Source organism: Mucilaginibacter sp. P19, assembly GCF_050632265.1.
Classification (GTDB): Bacteria; Bacteroidota; Bacteroidia; order Sphingobacteriales; family Sphingobacteriaceae; genus Mucilaginibacter; species Mucilaginibacter gossypii.
This window is the reverse complement of sequence record NZ_CP192586.1, coordinates 2022523-2036943: the sequence shown is the minus strand read 5'-3', so window position 1 is coordinate 2036943 and position 14421 is coordinate 2022523. Positions and strand designations below refer to the sequence as shown.

Below are 14421 nucleotides of genomic sequence, written 5' to 3'. Positions count from 1 at the left end.
AAAAGTTTTAGCCTCACCCTGCCCTCTCCAAAGGAGAGGGTGTAAAAACTTTGATACTTCACCACTGATTTCAAAGTCCTCTCCTTTGGAGAGGATTTAGCTGAGGTTAAAAATCACTTATCCAACCCTTTCGACATCTAAAAATTATCAAACTCACAAATTATTTCCCTTTATTTGCCCCCTTGTTATCAAAAATTTAAGATGAACTGTTTAAAACTGAATTATTTATTATGCGCCGTGGCGCTGATGCCGTTAACGCGACCGGCATCGGCCCAAACTACCGACACCACAAAATACAACCACCAGGACCTTTTTGGCCCAATTACATGGCCCGTTACCAGTGGCGGTACACGCTCGGCTGCAGGCAAGCCCTCACCAAATTACTGGCAAAACCGCGCTGATTACCAGATCAAAGCTTCCCTTAATGAAGGTAAGGACACTACCATAACCGGCGAAGTAACCATTACCTACACCAACAACAGCCCTGATAAGTTGGATTATCTGTGGCTGCAACTGGATCAAAACCTGTTTAAACCAGATTCGCGCGGAGCGGCGGTAACGCCATACACCGGCGACAGGTTTGACGTTCGTGGATTTAGTCGCGGTGGTTATCATATCGCTTCTGTTGAGATTACCTATAAAGGCGAAACCTACAAGGTTGATCCTATCATTACCGATGCACGGATGCAATTACGCCTTAATGCCCCAATGGATGGCAAAGGCGAAAAAATAGAGATCAAGGTTAATTATGATTTTGCAATCCCATTTTATGGCGCCGACCGTATGGGCCGCAAAAAATTTAAACAAGGCTATGTTTACGAAATTGCCCAATGGTACCCACGCATGTGCGTTTATGACGATGTAGAAGGCTGGAACACCCTGCCCTACATGGGACTGGGCGAGTTTTATTGCGAGTATGGCGATTTTGACTATTATATCACTGCTCCCGCCAACAAAATAGTAGTTGGCTCGGGCGATTTGCAAAACCCCGAAGATGTACTTACCCCGGCACAACAAAAAAGGCTGGCAGAAGCCCGCAACAGCGATAAAACGGTAACTATTATTAGTGCAGGTGAAGTTGGCAAAGGCTCAACCCGCCCGTTTAAAGGTACGCTTACCTGGCACTTTAAAATGCAGAATACCCGCGATATTGCCTGGGGCGCTTCTGACGCTTTTATCTGGGACGCGGCAAGGGTTAATTTCCCATCGGGCCGCAAGGGTATTGCCATGTCGGCCTACCCGGTTGAAAGTTCGGGCAATGACGGCTGGGGCCGCTCAACCGAGTACCTGAAAAACAGCATGGAGATCTATTCAAACCTATATTTTGAATACCCATGGAATTCGGCTGTTAACGTATCGGGCGTGGCATTAGGCATGGAATATCCGGGCGCTATCTTCTGCCTCAGCAACCTGAAAAAAGGACAGCTTTGGGGTGATGTTACCCATGAGATAGGCCATAACTGGTTCCCGATGATTGTGGGCTCAAACGAGCGCAAATACATGTGGCAGGACGAAGGTTTTAACACCTTTATTAATGAGTATGCTACCGAACAATTTAATAAAGGCGAATATGTTGAGAAAAGTGGCTCGGCGCAAAATGTACTGGCCGGCTACCGCAACAGTAAAGACCCGCTCATGACCGCTCCTGAAGCCATAGGGCTCAATGATTACGGTCAGTATTATACCAAAACCGCGTTAGGTTTGGATATATTACGCAACGTAGTGCTTGGCCCCGAGCGCTTTGACTATGCCTTTCGCGAATATGTTAAAAACTGGGCGTTTAAGCACCCGCTTCCGTACGATCTTTTCAGGGCCATGAATGATGCCACAGGCGAAGATCTGAACTGGTTCTGGAAATCATGGTTCTTCACCACCTGGAAGCTTGACCAGGCCATTACTTCGGTAAGCTATATCAAAGGTAACCCGGCCGAAGGTGCGCTGATCACACTTACCAATAACGAAAAAATGGCTATGCCGGTTGATCTTAAAATTGTTCAGGCCAACGGCAAAACCGAAACTATTCACCTGCCGGTAAACATCTGGCAGCGTGACGGCGTTTGGAAATTTAAATACCCCTCAACATCGGCTATTAAAAGCATGGAAATAGACCCTGACCGTCAACTACCTGACGTTGACCTGAAAAACAACGTTTACAGGGGAGAGTAATTTCGATTTGGGATTTGGGAATTTCGATTTCGGATTTGTGAGGAGATTAGAGATTAGAGATTAGAGATTAGAGATTAGAGGAAACTTCAAAAAGCGATGGGTATTTGGGCTCATCGCTTTTTTTACGATTCTGTTTGCTTAACTGTGAGTTGTTTTTATCGCGGTCAGTATAAAATTATACAACTTTTACAAAACAATAAAATACCCTTAAAAAAACATTATATCTACCTATTAATAAGCAATATACCTATTAATACAGCCCCATATCAATTTCAATTAAACACTGGAAATATTTTTAATTATAAAACATTTTGTTTATTTTTAATATTAAAAGTTAATAGCTAAATTACTATTAGCATGTTACCTATGGCAAGAAATATACTCATAATTGAAGATGACGCCGAAATTTTACGGGTACTTGAAACAGTACTCACCTTTCATGATTTTGAGGTTACCGGTCTTGACCGTACTGATGATATTATTGGTGCTGTAAAAGCGTACAACCCCGATCTGGTATTAACCGACTATATGCTGCCCGGCCTCAACGGCGGCCGCATTTGCCAGCTTATTAAAGGCAACGAAGATACCCGGCACATCCCGGTGATCCTGATTTCGGCCTACCATGAACAGGCAATTGCCCTGGTTAATTTTGGATATGATGCCTTTGTACCCAAGCCTTTTGATATAAATAAGCTGGTAAAAACCATTAACAGGTTTTTGAATTGATGGAAGGAAGTTAGATAAGATCTATCCCATTAGAGATTATTTTAAAGCCTTCTTGTTTCCATTGCTTCATTATCATCCCGAGGTTATGCGATTTTTTTACCGAGCTTATGACAAACTTTTGCTTGATGAGTTCCCCATTCATCTTGGTTATCATAATTTTGTTACGGGAGCCATCACTTCTTGACCTTTTACTCCAACCAGCGTAGTTATAACAGTTTATTTCAATCATCTTCAAATCGTTAAGCATAAAAATATCCTCTCTCAAGCTCACACCGTCTTCCTGAAGAAGCAACTCCCCGTCTTTAATATAAGTTGGCATGTTTTTCCACATAGAATGAACTAAAAAACCCGCCAAACCGACAAATAAACAAATGCTGACAACGATATCTTCAAACAGATTGAAGTTATCACCATCAAATAAAATTAAAACCAGTGCAGCTATCATTAAAACAGCAGGCACCTGCATTAGCTTATAAATAAACGGGCGATGGGTGTAAGTATCAAAGATTTCAGTCATTTTAAGATATATCGGCGCAATTTTAAATAATAAAATGTTGATAGCTATTATAAATCATTTTTACTGTCGCGATTATAAAATCAAAAATCCGAAATCCACAAAACCACTTCCCCCTTTCGCCCCAAAACCTTAATTTCGCTGGCTCATAGCAAAGAGGAAAAGATTTTGGATTACTTACAGGGATTAAACCCCGAACAAAGGGCAGCGGTTGAACAAACCGAGGGGCCGGTGATGATTATTGCCGGTGCCGGATCGGGCAAAACACGTGTTATTACCTATCGCGTGGCACATTTGATACGCAAAGGTGTTGATTCATTTAACATACTGGTGTTAACCTTTACCAACAAGGCCGCCCGTGAAATGCGCGAGCGTATCACCCACGTTGTTGGTACCGAAGCTAAAAATATTTGGATGGGTACCTTCCACTCGGTGTTTGCGAAAATATTACGGGTTGAGGCCGAAAAAATCGGTTATCCAAGCAACTTTACCATTTACGATACCGACGATAGCAAGAGCGTTTTAAGGGCCATTTTAAAAGAAATGAACCTTGATGATAAGCTGTACAATGTAAACTTTGTACTTAACCGCATCTCGGCATCAAAAAATAACCTGATCTCGTGGCAGGAATACAACAAGAACGAGCAGATCCAGGCCGACGACTTTTCGAGCGGCCGCGGGCAAATGGGTAAGATCTATGAGATGTATGCCACCCGCTGCTACCGCGCCGGTGCCATGGATTTTGACGATTTGCTGTATAAAACCAACGAGCTCCTGAAACTGCACCCCGACGTGCTCAATAAATACCAGCACAAGTTTAAATACCTTATGGTTGATGAGTATCAGGATACCAACTTTTCGCAGTACCTGATTGTTAAAAAGCTTGCCGCTGTTAACGAAAACCTTTGCGTTGTAGGTGATGACGCCCAAAGTATCTATGCTTTCCGCGGTGCCAACATTCAAAACATCTTAAACTTTGAGAAGGATTACCCCGATCTGAAGGTGTTTAAGCTGGAGCAAAATTATCGCTCAACTCAAAACATTGTGAATGTAGCCAACAGCATCATCCGCAATAATAAAGATCAGCTTAAAAAGAATGTATTCTCCGAAAAAGAGTCGGGCGATAAGATTAAAGTTATGCGGGCCTTCAGCGATAACGAGGAAGGCAAAATAGTAGCCGAAGCTATTATGCAAGACCGCAGCTCAAACGGGCTTAATTGGTCGGCATTTGCTATCCTTTACCGCACCAATGCGCAGTCGCGTTCTATGGAGGAGGCTTTACGCAAACTGGGCATCCCATATAAAATATATGGTGGTTTGTCGTTTTATCAGCGTAAGGAAATTAAGGACCTGATAGCTTATTTCAGGCTCACCTTTAACCCTAATGATGAAGAAGCGTTAAAACGCGTTATCAATTATCCTAAACGCGGTATTGGCGACACCTCGGTTGATAAGATCATTGTAGCTGCCGATCAGCATGGTATACCCCCTGGGAAGTTATTGTTGAGCCGGGCAAGTACCTTGAAGGTAAAATATCAGGGGCAGTGTCCACTTTTGCTACCATGATCCAAAGCTTCCAGGTGCTTACCAAAACCAAGTCTGCCTATGAGTCGGCTTTGTATATCGCGCAGCATTCGGGCTTATTGAAGGACCTTTATGAAGATAAATCGGTAGAGGGGCTTAACCGTTACGAAAATATCCAGGAGCTTTTAAACGGGATCAAAGAGTTTTCAGAGCGCGAGGATATTGAAGAAAAAGGCCTTGATGTTTTCATGCAGGATGTGGCCCTGTTAACTAACGATGATAATGACAAAAACAAAGATGCCGATACGGTATCGCTCATGACCATCCACTCGTCAAAAGGCCTTGAGTTTCCGCAGGTTTATGTTGTAGGACTGGAAGAAAACCTTTTCCCTTCGCAGATGTCGCTTAACTCACGCAGCGATCTTGAAGAAGAGCGCCGCCTGTTTTACGTAGCCGTTACCCGTGCCGAAAGTAAGCTCCATATCAGTTACGCCACCTCGCGTTTTAAGTTTGGAACACTGATTAATTGCGAGCCAAGCCGTTTTTTGGACGAAATTGATGCAAAATATCTTGAGCTCGACTACACCGCCAAACCCGCTTCGGGTAATAATCCATTTTTTGATGATGAGCGTAAAGCATGGAGCAGAGATAAGCAGCCCGACACATTTTCGCGACCAAAACCGGCAGCTGCAGCACCGGTAAAAACCACTTCGATACTGGCCAAGGCGCATGTACCTTCGGCCAATTTCAAACCTTCTGATACATCCGGTTTACAAGTGGGTATGGAGGTTGAACACGAACGTTTTGGCTTTGGTAAAGTACTCGCTCTTGAGGGTAATAAGCCCGATATAAAAGCCACAATCTTCTTTAAGGAAATTGGCCAAAAGCAGTTGCTATTAAAATTTGCGAAACTTTACATAGTTCAGTAAACTTAAACCAAGAGTTAAAATCCCTACTTTGAGGAAATGATTCCCCAAGCTCCGCCACAGTCCATCATTAAATCGCCTTAATAACACTAATTTAAAGGTAATTTAATGATGGCATACCATTTGGATTGTATAAGTATCCCCTTTCCCTAATTAATATTAATTGATATGAGCGATACTATTAAAAAGCAAACAAACAAATCCGTTGGTAAAAACATCCGGGTATTACGCCATCAGCATGGATGGAGCCAGGAAGATGTGGCTAACCGTTTGGGCATCTCTATTCCTGCGTTTTCAAAAATTGAAACTGGAGTAACTGATATAAACCTGTCGCGTCTTGAACAAATTGCCAATATTTTTGATGTAAACGTTGTGAACATACTGGCCCTCGATGCTGAAGAAACTGACATGAAGCCGTCGAGTTTAAGCCTTGCACAAAAAAACTGATAGATCGCGAATCAGAAATCGCCAATTTACAGCGTAAGGTAATATTACTTTATGAAGAGCTGCGTAATAAGGCCGGTGTAGCTATCTAAAGGTGTGCAGTAAACATTACAATTTACCGATAGTGTACATTGTTTGCGTCGCATCAGTGTCCTGTCCTATTCACTACATTGCATAGTAGTTAACAATATTTAGCAAAAGGAAATTTGAATAAAAAAGCCTCCCGTTGTATGGGCTAATTTATCCGTAATGAGCGTTTTATAGCCATTTTGGAGTAATAATTGTGGCATGCAGGTTACTAAAGCAAACTGTATGTCAAATTATCTTATTTCCATATCAAAAAACGAAACCTCGAGCGACGGTGTCATCCATGATCCCAAAAGTAAGCTAAAAGTTAAGGCGTTTGATTTGCTGCGGGCACGTTTTAAACCAAGCCAAGGCGAAGTAAGGTTTTTTGTAACTGCCGGCGATGAGACAACATTGGCCTTTGAAACACAGGGCTATAATAAACACAGACAGCTGCTGGTTTTGCAAATGATATCGTGGTATTGTATTTACCTTGGGCTTATAGAAGCACAGATCCACTCCAGCCTGCCTGTACACTTTAGTTAAACCCGGAGGAAGAACCAGGCGCAGCTAAACTCTTGGTGGATTATGCAGCATGTCGCTCATTTCGATGATCTTTTCATCAATTTCGGATACGCATTTATCCATCATATCCAAACATTCGGCCTGGTCAACCAAGCCTTCTTTTTCAAGGTTGATCAAACCGCGTAACGTAGCTATAGGCCCCCTAATTTGATGTGACAGGTATGACGAGATGCTCAGAAAGCTTTTTATTTTTTAACTGCAGATCCTTGGTACGTTCATCAATAATCTCTTCAAGATGATGATTGATCCTATCAAGGTTATCTTTTTGCCGGGATACCTCACCGTTTAGCAATGTAAGCTGTGCATTGGTTTTGGCTTTACGTTTTACATTGCTGATCAGCAAACCAATTACCACAAGCATCAAACCGGCAACTACCGTTACCGCCCAAAATTTCGACCGGTCGTAAGCTTGCCGTTCTGCAATTCTTTCGTTTTCTTTCAGTTGTTCTTCCTGCCTGCGTTTGGCCTCAACCAGGTTCATTTGCGCCGATACGTTGGTTTTATAGGTAACACTATCCTGGGTATATATTTCCCTTAGTAAATTTACCGCACGGGCATAATTCTTTTTATTATATTCCAGTTCGTATGTAGTGTATTTATAATCGTAGTCAAGCTTAGGGTCCTTAACCAACTGTGTATAGGCGGTTCCTTCCTGCACCATCTTTTCCGCATTTTTAAAATCGCCTTTGGTCATGTAAAGCGCTGCCAGCGTAAGGTCAACACTGGCTACTGACTCGTTCAGGTCACGTGCTTTTGCACCGGTATTAGCCTCCAGCAGTAAACCCAGGGCCTTATCGTAATCCTTAAGTTTAAAATAAATAACACCACGGTTTTGCAAACATTGGATCAGGTTTACCGAGTCCCTCAGTTTTTGAAATATGGGAAAGCTTTTATCATAAAACTTAAGCGCCATATACAGGTTATTTTTACGCGTGTAAACGTTACCTATATTTAAATACAATGAGCCTACCAATTTGGTATCATTTATTTTTTGTGCTATCTCCAGCGATCGGTTAAGATAGGTAAGGGAGCGTTCGTAGTCGTGGTCACGAAACAGGATCCCGATATTATTATAAACTTTAGCCTCGCCCCTGAGGTTATTGTTGCGGGTAAAATATGAAAGGGAGTTCAGATAGTTTTCAATAGCCTTTTCAGGCTGATCAAGGTAGTATTTACCAATACCTATAACACGGTAAGCTTCTGCGATACCATTAATATAATTGAGTTTGACAGACAGCTTCAGCGCCCTGGTGGCATCTTCAACGGTTTGCTCCGGATTTGTAAGCCTATTTGAATAAGCGCTGGTATTCAGGCTTATTACCTCATTAGTATCTTTCGCAGCAACATCAATTATATCATTCGCGTATACCGACAGCGATAATAAAAAGAATAATATAAATGTGCCGATTTTTTTCATTGAAACACTTTTACGTTCTGTTGGGGTGAAAGTTATAAAATAATGCTGAATTATATTTAATGTTAAGAATAAAAAACATTGTGGAAAATTATTTTCATATGTTTTTTACTCCTATTAAAAACATATCTATATTTGCATTGTTAAATATCTGAAAAACAATATATTAAATACAAAAAAGCCCTATACAATATCACTTCAAATAAATTACAGGCAATTACAATAATATTGCAAAATATATCCTGAGATTTACAATATAATTATAGTTTGTATATCAAATAAATGAAATAATGTGAAAATCGTGCAATAAATTGTATACCATACCGGTAATTAATCCAGATGATATTACATCTAAAATTAGTAATTTAACCCCATAATTAACAGTATAAAAATACGAAACAGAGAATCTTTTTTAAAATTTTAGCAAAACAGAGTTTTTAAAAAACAGAGAGTAAAATCAGACTTTTAAAATATTTGTGATAAGCTTTAAATAAGCTTGACGGATTTTAATAAATATTATATATCGTATTAATTTAAAAAATAGAATATTAAATACAATAATTAATCAATATGAAAAAAACAGTGTTTTTTGTACTCTTTACCATAGGCGCCGGAGTACTCTCATCGTCATCAGTTTTGTCATCATCGGCAAAAAAAGACGTACAGCCAACAGCTGTCAATTTCAACAAAACGCCGGCAGGTTTTAAACGCGACCTGGGAAGCGCCGACTGAAATCCAATTAAATCATACAGGAAGTTCCACATCGATAATATAACACGATCATGAAAAAGATAATCACCATCGCTTTAGCAATTCTGTTCACCGGGGCCATTTCATCCTGCAAAAAGGAAAGACCAAAAGCTGAGTTTGCTAACCTTCACTTATTCGCAACCGGTTACAAAAGAGACCTGGGAAGTGCTGACTGATTTATCCATTCAAGATCAATAAAACATAAAACAACATGAAAAAATTCATCCTCATAGCAACAGTAGCCCTTAGTGCAGGTGCATTATCATCAGCTACAAACAAAAATGACAACAAAACCAAAATGGTGATTGCACCAGTAAACTCGCTGACAACCGGTTTTAAAAGAGACTTAGGCAGCGCCGACTAAAAAACAAACAATAACGAACAAGAGATTTAATAAACAAAAAATATTTACGTACCCCCACATTAAAAACATCATGAAAAATTTAACACTAATAGCGACTTTAGCATTAAGCACCATATTATCGACCGCCACATTTGCAAATGCCGCTAACGGCCCTCAACCAAAACGTGACTTAGGTTCTGCTGATGCTCGTGGCCCTCAGCCAAAAAGAGATTTAGGTTCTGCTGATTTCGCCCGTGGCCCTCAACCAAAAAGAGATTTAGGTTCCGCTGATTTCGCCCGTGGCCCTCAACCAAAAAGAGATTTAGGTTCCGCTGATTTCGCCCGTGGTCCTCAACCAAAAAGAGATTTAGGTTCTGCTGATTTCGCCTTCGGTCCTCAGCCAAAACGCGACTTAGGTTCTGCTGATTTCGCTTTCGGTCCTCAGCCAAAACGCGACTTAGGTTCTGCTGATTTCGCTTTCGGTCCTCAGCCAAAACGCGACTTAGGTTCTGCTGATTTCGCCTTCGGTCCTCAGCCAAAACGCGACTTAGGTTCTGCTGATTTCGCCTTCGGCCCTCAGCCAAAACGCGACTTAGGTTCTGCTGATTTCGCTTTCGGTCCTCAGCCAAAACGCGACTTAGGTTCTGCTGATTTCGCTTTCGGTCCTCAGCCAAAACGCGACTTAGGTTCTGCTGATTTCGCCTTCGGTCCTCAGCCGAAACGTGACTTAGGTTCTGCTGATTTCGCCTTCGGTCCTCAGCCAAAACGCGACTTAGGCTCTGCTGATTTTGCTATGTCTGGTCCTGGTCCAAAAAGAGATTTAGGCTCTGCTGATTTCGCTATGTCTGGTCCTGGTCCAAAAAGAGATTTAGGTTCTGCTGATTTTGCTATGTCTGGCCCTGGTCCAAAAAGAGATTTAGGTTCTGCTGATTTTGCTATGTCTGGCCCTGGTCCAAAAAGAGATTTAGGTTCTGCTGATTTTGCTATGTCTGGTCCTGGTCCAAAAAGAGATTTAGGCTCTGCTGACTTCGCTATGTCTGGCCCTGGTCCAAAAAGAGATTTAGGTTCTGCTGATTTCGCTATGTCTGGTCCTGGTCCAAAAAGAGATTTAGGTTCTGCTGACTTCGCTATGTCTGGTCCTGGTCCAAAAAGAGATTTAGGTTCTGCTGACTTCGCTATGTCTGGCCCTGGTCCAAAAAGAGATTTAGGCTCTGCTGATTTTATGGCATAATCCACAACTCTTCCATTATAAAATCATATGTTATAAACTAAAATTTGAATAGTTAACAACATGAAAAAATTCATCATTGCAGCAGCGGTTTTAATAGCTACAGGCCTTACCGCTGTATCATTAACTCATAAAGCGCCTAAACAAGAAGCTAAAATAAAAGTCGAGAAAGTTGAGTTTGCCACTAAGACTGCAAATACACCAAAATCAGATCTGGGTTCGGCAGATTGATAATCAATTAGGGAATTATTGAATTGGTGAATTACGGTTTTCGCGATTAATTTTATTCACCAATAAACTAATGAACGAGTGAACCAATGAACTAACTATATTTGCTGCAAACAATAATATTATGCAGCACATAAAGCAATATGTTGAGCAAAACAAACAGCGTTTACTTGATGAGTTATTTGACCTGTTACGTTTGGCATCGGTTAGTGCCGATCCAAAATACAAACCCGAAGTATTAAAAACTGCCGACTATGTGGCAGCAAAGCTCCGCGATGCCGGAGCCGATAATGTTGAAATATGCCAAACCGCCGGCTACCCTATTGTGTACGGCGAAAAGATCATAGATGCTTCCAAACCTACAGTATTGGTTTATGGGCACTACGACGTACAACCGCCAGATCCGTTGGAACTGTGGAAAACACCGCCATTCGAACCAACTGTTCGGGATGGAAAAATATATGCCCGCGGCGCCTGCGATGACAAAGGACAGTTTTACATGCATGTAAAAGCCTTTGAGCTGCTGATGCAAACCGGTACCCTGCCATGCAATATTAAGTTTATGATTGAAGGGGAAGAAGAAGTAGGTTCATCCAACCTGGGCATCTTTGTGAAAGCCAACAAGGAAAAGTTGAAAGCCGATGTGGTGCTGATCTCCGATACATCGATGATCAGCATGGAGCACCCTTCGCTTGAAACCGGCTTACGTGGCCTCTCCTACCTTGAAGTAGAAGTAACCGGCCCAAACCGCGACCTGCATTCGGGTGTTTACGGCGGCGCCGTAGCTAACCCTATCACCATACTGGCCCAAATGATTGCCAGCCTGCATGATGAAAACAATCATATCACCATTCCCGGTTTTTATAATGATGTAGTACCTTTGAGCGAAGCAGAACGCAAAGCCCTTAACAGCGCGCCTTATGATGAAGCCGGGTACAAACAAGACCTTGATGTAGCCGAGCTTTGGGGCGAAAAGGGCTACAGTACTTTTGAACGTACAGGCACCCGTCCTACCGTCGAGCTAAACGGCATTTGGGGCGGCTATATAGGCGAAGGCGCCAAAACGGTGTTACCTTCAAAAGCCAATGCCAAAATATCTATGCGTTTAGTGCCCAACCAAACGTCAGATGCTATAACCAAACTGTTTACCGACCATTTTTTAAGTATTGCACCTCCCTATGTTAAGGTTAAGGTAACTCCACATCATGGCGGCGAACCGGCTGTAACCCCAACCGACAGTGTGGCTTACCGTGCTGCTCAAAAAGCCATTGCCGAATCATTTGGCAAAGAGCCCATCCCTACCCGTGGCGGCGGCAGTATCCCAATTGTTGCTTTGTTTGAAGCCGAGCTTGGTTTAAAAACTGTATTGATGGGCTTCGGGCTTGATAGCGATGCCCTGCACTCGCCCAATGAGAAATATGATATTTACAATTATTATAAAGGCATAGAAACCATTCCGTTGTTTCACAAATACTTTGCGGAGTTATCAAACTAATGTCATGAAGCTTTAATTTGCGCGATAACGACAGTTATTTTTTGATTTAGGTAAAACAAATAATATATTTATGATATTATCTAACTATACAAAAATCAAAACCATGGCAACTAAAGAATTGGACAAAGAAAAGACCGATGCATCTAAGCAGTTGCGCGATCTAAAATCATCGAAACAGGACAAAACAAAAACAGCTAAGGCTTTAAGCGAAAATAAAATGAAGCGAAAGCCTCTGCTATAAGATATTTATAACACCCCACGAGCCGGCAAGGGAAACTTACCGGCTCGTTTTATATAATTCCATTACAGTCTTATCCGCATTTCGATCATACGTTTTTTAAATCCTGCCTTTTCATAGGCTTTAATGGCTCCAATATTATCATTATATACCTCGAGCCTTATTTCGGTCAACCCCTGCTCAACTGTCCATTTCTTCAATTCTTCTATTATGGCCTGGTTTACTCCCATACCCCGGTATGCAGGCAGCACATACATAAAACCCAGGTAAGCATATTTTTCAAAGTCATAGTACACGTCCGGGTTCTTTTTAATTCGGGCATATCCGCTGCCCGCTATCTCCCCGTCAATTTCGGCTACCAAAACCTGCACATCTGTTGAGGTTATGAAGGCCTCCAAATCATAATAACTGATAGGATCGGGTTTGAGTGTGCTATCAAAAGGGCGTTCGGCAGTAATTATACCCTGCTCAAATTGAAGCAATACGGGCAGGTCTTCAATGGTAGCTTTTCTGATCAGCATATTCGTTAAATAGTAAATCGTTCGCAATCGGCCAAAAATGCTTCATCGGCATCGGCGCCTATGCCTGGCGCGTCGTCGATGGTTAAATGATATCCATCATATATGGCCCCGCCAACACACGGGTCAACCAAATGCCCCAGTTTACAGGTATCCATGTCATAAAACCGGATATTGGGGCTGGCATATACAAAGTGTAATTTAGCGCTTAATGCTATCCGGCTTTCCAGCATCCCTCCCATCATACAGGGTATCCCGTATGAAGCAGCAACGTCATGAATCCTTTTAGCCTCATAAATACCGCCCGACTTGGCCATTTTAATATTGATATAATGGCAGGCCCCGGCGTTGATTTGTTTGCGGGCATCATGGTGGTTGTATACGCTTTCGTCGGCCATGATCTTAACGGGTGATAACTGCATCAACTCGGGTACCCGGTCGTCATACCAGGTACGTATAGGTTGCTCGCAAAACTCAATATCATATTGCGCAATTGACTGCAGTGCAAAAACCGCTTCGTTAAAAGTCCAGCCCTGGTTGGCATCAATACGGATTTTCATACCCGGGCCAACAGCTTCCCGGATCTGTTTGATGCGCTCTACATCTTCCACTGCATTTTTGCCCAGCTTCACCTTTAATATATTAGCACCGGAGGCCTTAAAATCAAGCGCTTTTAAAGCCATGGTATGATGTCCGGCGATCCCTATTGTAATATCTGATTCAACAATACGTTTTTCGCCGCCCAAAAACTGGTATAATGGCAGGCCTGCATTTTTTGCCGCTATATCAAACAGGGCGTTATCAAAAGCGCTTTTTATAGTGGTATTACCGGCAGTAAAACTGTGAAGTTCGCCAAGCCGGGCTTCGATATCAAGCGCATCCTTGCCTTTCCATAAGCGGGCAAACTCACGCGCCATAATCAGGCAGGTATCCTGTGTTTCGCCAACAATCATCGGGAAAGCCGAGCATTCCCCTACACCGTAAAAACCGGCATCGGTATGCACACGGATAAAAACATTTTGGGCGTGAGATAATGTTCCGGTAGCAATGGTAAACGGCTCCATCGGGATGCTGAAGCGGTAGATCTCTGTGTGCGTGATGGTAATTTGCTGATTTTCCAAATTGTAGATGTTTAAAAGCTAAAATAAAACAAATATTTGCAACAATTAACCAACGTAATTTGCGTATTATAAGTATTAGTTTATATTTGCACTACTTCAATACAAGTAACAATTCAATTTTAGCCTCTTTTGCCC

At 42.1% G+C, this 14421-nt stretch carries 16 protein-coding genes and 1 pseudogene; 12 read left to right on the top strand and 5 right to left on the bottom strand.

From position 1 onward, the window contains the following. The first annotated feature begins 201 nt into the window (after window positions 1-201). Together ACQ86K_RS09715 and ACQ86K_RS09710 are read left to right on the top strand one after the other, a co-directional pair. Window positions 202-2166 (top strand): M1 family metallopeptidase, encoded by a 1965-nt coding sequence (locus tag ACQ86K_RS09715; RefSeq protein ID WP_091175452.1) that lies wholly within the window; start codon window positions 202-204, stop codon window positions 2164-2166. 366 nt (window positions 2167-2532) lie between these two features. Continuing rightward, complete coding sequence (locus ACQ86K_RS09710; RefSeq protein WP_167516173.1) at window positions 2533-2892, top strand: response regulator; 360 nt, start codon at window positions 2533-2535, stop codon at window positions 2890-2892. 10 nt (window positions 2893-2902) lie between these two features. On the opposite strand, the gene ACQ86K_RS09705 is transcribed toward ACQ86K_RS09710, so the two are convergent. Continuing rightward, complete coding sequence (locus tag ACQ86K_RS09705; protein WP_091175457.1) at window positions 2903-3409, bottom strand: hypothetical protein; 507 nt, start codon at window positions 3407-3409, stop codon at window positions 2903-2905. Between the two features lie 165 nt (window positions 3410-3574). On the opposite strand from ACQ86K_RS09705, the pseudogene ACQ86K_RS09700 reads away from it, so the two are divergent. The 3 genes and pseudogenes from ACQ86K_RS09700 to ACQ86K_RS09690 all read left to right on the top strand — a co-directional run bounded on the left by ACQ86K_RS09700 (window position 3575) and on the right by ACQ86K_RS09690 (window position 6912). After that, window positions 3575-5859, top strand: a pseudogene (locus ACQ86K_RS09700) (ATP-dependent helicase). A gap of 165 nt (window positions 5860-6024) precedes the next feature. Continuing rightward, window positions 6025-6303, top strand: a complete 279-nt coding sequence (locus tag ACQ86K_RS09695; RefSeq protein WP_431200254.1) for a helix-turn-helix domain-containing protein — start codon at window positions 6025-6027, stop codon at window positions 6301-6303. 309 nt (window positions 6304-6612) lie between these two features. Then, window positions 6613-6912: a hypothetical protein gene (locus tag ACQ86K_RS09690; RefSeq protein WP_143020896.1), complete on the top strand. Its 300-nt coding sequence runs from the start codon at window positions 6613-6615 to the stop codon at window positions 6910-6912. Between the two features lie 24 nt (window positions 6913-6936). Here the strand turns inward: ACQ86K_RS09690 and ACQ86K_RS09685 are convergent, their stop codons facing one another. Beyond that, the gene (locus ACQ86K_RS09685) at window positions 6937-7068 is read right to left on the bottom strand and encodes a hypothetical protein (protein WP_431200253.1); all 132 of its coding nucleotides are present in this window, start codon (window positions 7066-7068) and stop codon (window positions 6937-6939) included. A gap of 25 nt (window positions 7069-7093) precedes the next feature. Then, window positions 7094-8368, bottom strand: coding sequence for a tetratricopeptide repeat protein (locus tag ACQ86K_RS09680; protein WP_431200252.1), 1275 nt, complete (start codon window positions 8366-8368; stop codon window positions 7094-7096). A gap of 567 nt (window positions 8369-8935) precedes the next feature. On the opposite strand from ACQ86K_RS09680, the gene ACQ86K_RS09675 reads away from it, so the two are divergent. From ACQ86K_RS09675 to ACQ86K_RS09645, 7 genes are all read left to right on the top strand, one after another. Continuing rightward, a complete protein-coding gene (locus ACQ86K_RS09675; protein ID WP_167516174.1) occupies window positions 8936-9097 on the top strand; it encodes a hypothetical protein in 162 nt (53 codons plus the stop codon). Window positions 9098-9147: 50 nt separating this feature from the next. Further along, the gene (locus tag ACQ86K_RS09670; RefSeq protein ID WP_167516175.1) at window positions 9148-9291 is read left to right on the top strand and encodes a hypothetical protein; all 144 of its coding nucleotides are present in this window, start codon (window positions 9148-9150) and stop codon (window positions 9289-9291) included. A gap of 35 nt (window positions 9292-9326) precedes the next feature. Beyond that, complete coding sequence (locus ACQ86K_RS09665; protein ID WP_176844580.1) at window positions 9327-9479, top strand: hypothetical protein; 153 nt, start codon at window positions 9327-9329, stop codon at window positions 9477-9479. 70 nt (window positions 9480-9549) lie between these two features. Next, complete coding sequence (locus tag ACQ86K_RS09660) at window positions 9550-10689, top strand: hypothetical protein (protein WP_431200251.1); 1140 nt, start codon at window positions 9550-9552, stop codon at window positions 10687-10689. A 60-nt stretch (window positions 10690-10749) separates the two neighbouring features. Then, window positions 10750-10917: a hypothetical protein gene (locus ACQ86K_RS09655; RefSeq protein ID WP_167516178.1), complete on the top strand. Its 168-nt coding sequence runs from the start codon at window positions 10750-10752 to the stop codon at window positions 10915-10917. Between the two features lie 121 nt (window positions 10918-11038). Beyond that, window positions 11039-12409: a dipeptidase gene (locus tag ACQ86K_RS09650; RefSeq protein ID WP_091176368.1), complete on the top strand. Its 1371-nt coding sequence runs from the start codon at window positions 11039-11041 to the stop codon at window positions 12407-12409. Window positions 12410-12512: 103 nt separating this feature from the next. After that, window positions 12513-12650: a hypothetical protein gene (locus ACQ86K_RS09645; protein ID WP_167516179.1), complete on the top strand. Its 138-nt coding sequence runs from the start codon at window positions 12513-12515 to the stop codon at window positions 12648-12650. Between the two features lie 62 nt (window positions 12651-12712). Here the strand turns inward: ACQ86K_RS09645 and ACQ86K_RS09640 are convergent, their stop codons facing one another. After that, a complete protein-coding gene (locus tag ACQ86K_RS09640) occupies window positions 12713-13168 on the bottom strand; it encodes a GNAT family N-acetyltransferase (RefSeq protein ID WP_091176371.1) in 456 nt (151 codons plus the stop codon). Window positions 13169-13173: 5 nt separating this feature from the next. Further along, on the bottom strand, window positions 13174-14271 hold the full coding sequence (locus tag ACQ86K_RS09635) for a mandelate racemase/muconate lactonizing enzyme family protein (RefSeq protein ID WP_091176411.1): 1098 nt from the start codon (window positions 14269-14271) through the stop codon (window positions 13174-13176). Window positions 14272-14421 lie beyond the last annotated feature (150 nt).

Excerpts from the sequence above, each read along its gene's own strand:
- ACQ86K_RS09715 (WP_091175452.1), top strand. The coding sequence starts at position 202 with ATGAACTGTTTAAAACTGAATTATTTATTATGCGCCGTGGCGCTGATG.
- ACQ86K_RS09710 (WP_167516173.1), top strand. The coding sequence starts at position 2,533 with ATGGCAAGAAATATACTCATAATTGAAGATGACGCCGAAATTTTACGG.
- ACQ86K_RS09705 (WP_091175457.1), bottom strand. The coding sequence starts at position 3,409 with ATGACTGAAATCTTTGATACTTACACCCATCGCCCGTTTATTTATAAG.
- ACQ86K_RS09695 (WP_431200254.1), top strand. The coding sequence starts at position 6,025 with ATGAGCGATACTATTAAAAAGCAAACAAACAAATCCGTTGGTAAAAAC.
- ACQ86K_RS09690 (WP_143020896.1), top strand. The coding sequence starts at position 6,613 with ATGTCAAATTATCTTATTTCCATATCAAAAAACGAAACCTCGAGCGAC.
- ACQ86K_RS09680 (WP_431200252.1), bottom strand. The coding sequence starts at position 8,368 with ATGAAAAAAATCGGCACATTTATATTATTCTTTTTATTATCGCTGTCG.
- ACQ86K_RS09675 (WP_167516174.1), top strand. The coding sequence starts at position 8,936 with ATGAAAAAAACAGTGTTTTTTGTACTCTTTACCATAGGCGCCGGAGTA.
- ACQ86K_RS09670 (WP_167516175.1), top strand. The coding sequence starts at position 9,148 with ATGAAAAAGATAATCACCATCGCTTTAGCAATTCTGTTCACCGGGGCC.
- ACQ86K_RS09665 (WP_176844580.1), top strand. The coding sequence starts at position 9,327 with ATGAAAAAATTCATCCTCATAGCAACAGTAGCCCTTAGTGCAGGTGCA.
- ACQ86K_RS09660 (WP_431200251.1), top strand. The coding sequence starts at position 9,550 with ATGAAAAATTTAACACTAATAGCGACTTTAGCATTAAGCACCATATTA.
- ACQ86K_RS09655 (WP_167516178.1), top strand. The coding sequence starts at position 10,750 with ATGAAAAAATTCATCATTGCAGCAGCGGTTTTAATAGCTACAGGCCTT.
- ACQ86K_RS09650 (WP_091176368.1), top strand. The coding sequence starts at position 11,039 with ATGCAGCACATAAAGCAATATGTTGAGCAAAACAAACAGCGTTTACTT.
- ACQ86K_RS09645 (WP_167516179.1), top strand. The coding sequence starts at position 12,513 with ATGGCAACTAAAGAATTGGACAAAGAAAAGACCGATGCATCTAAGCAG.
- ACQ86K_RS09640 (WP_091176371.1), bottom strand. The coding sequence starts at position 13,168 with ATGCTGATCAGAAAAGCTACCATTGAAGACCTGCCCGTATTGCTTCAA.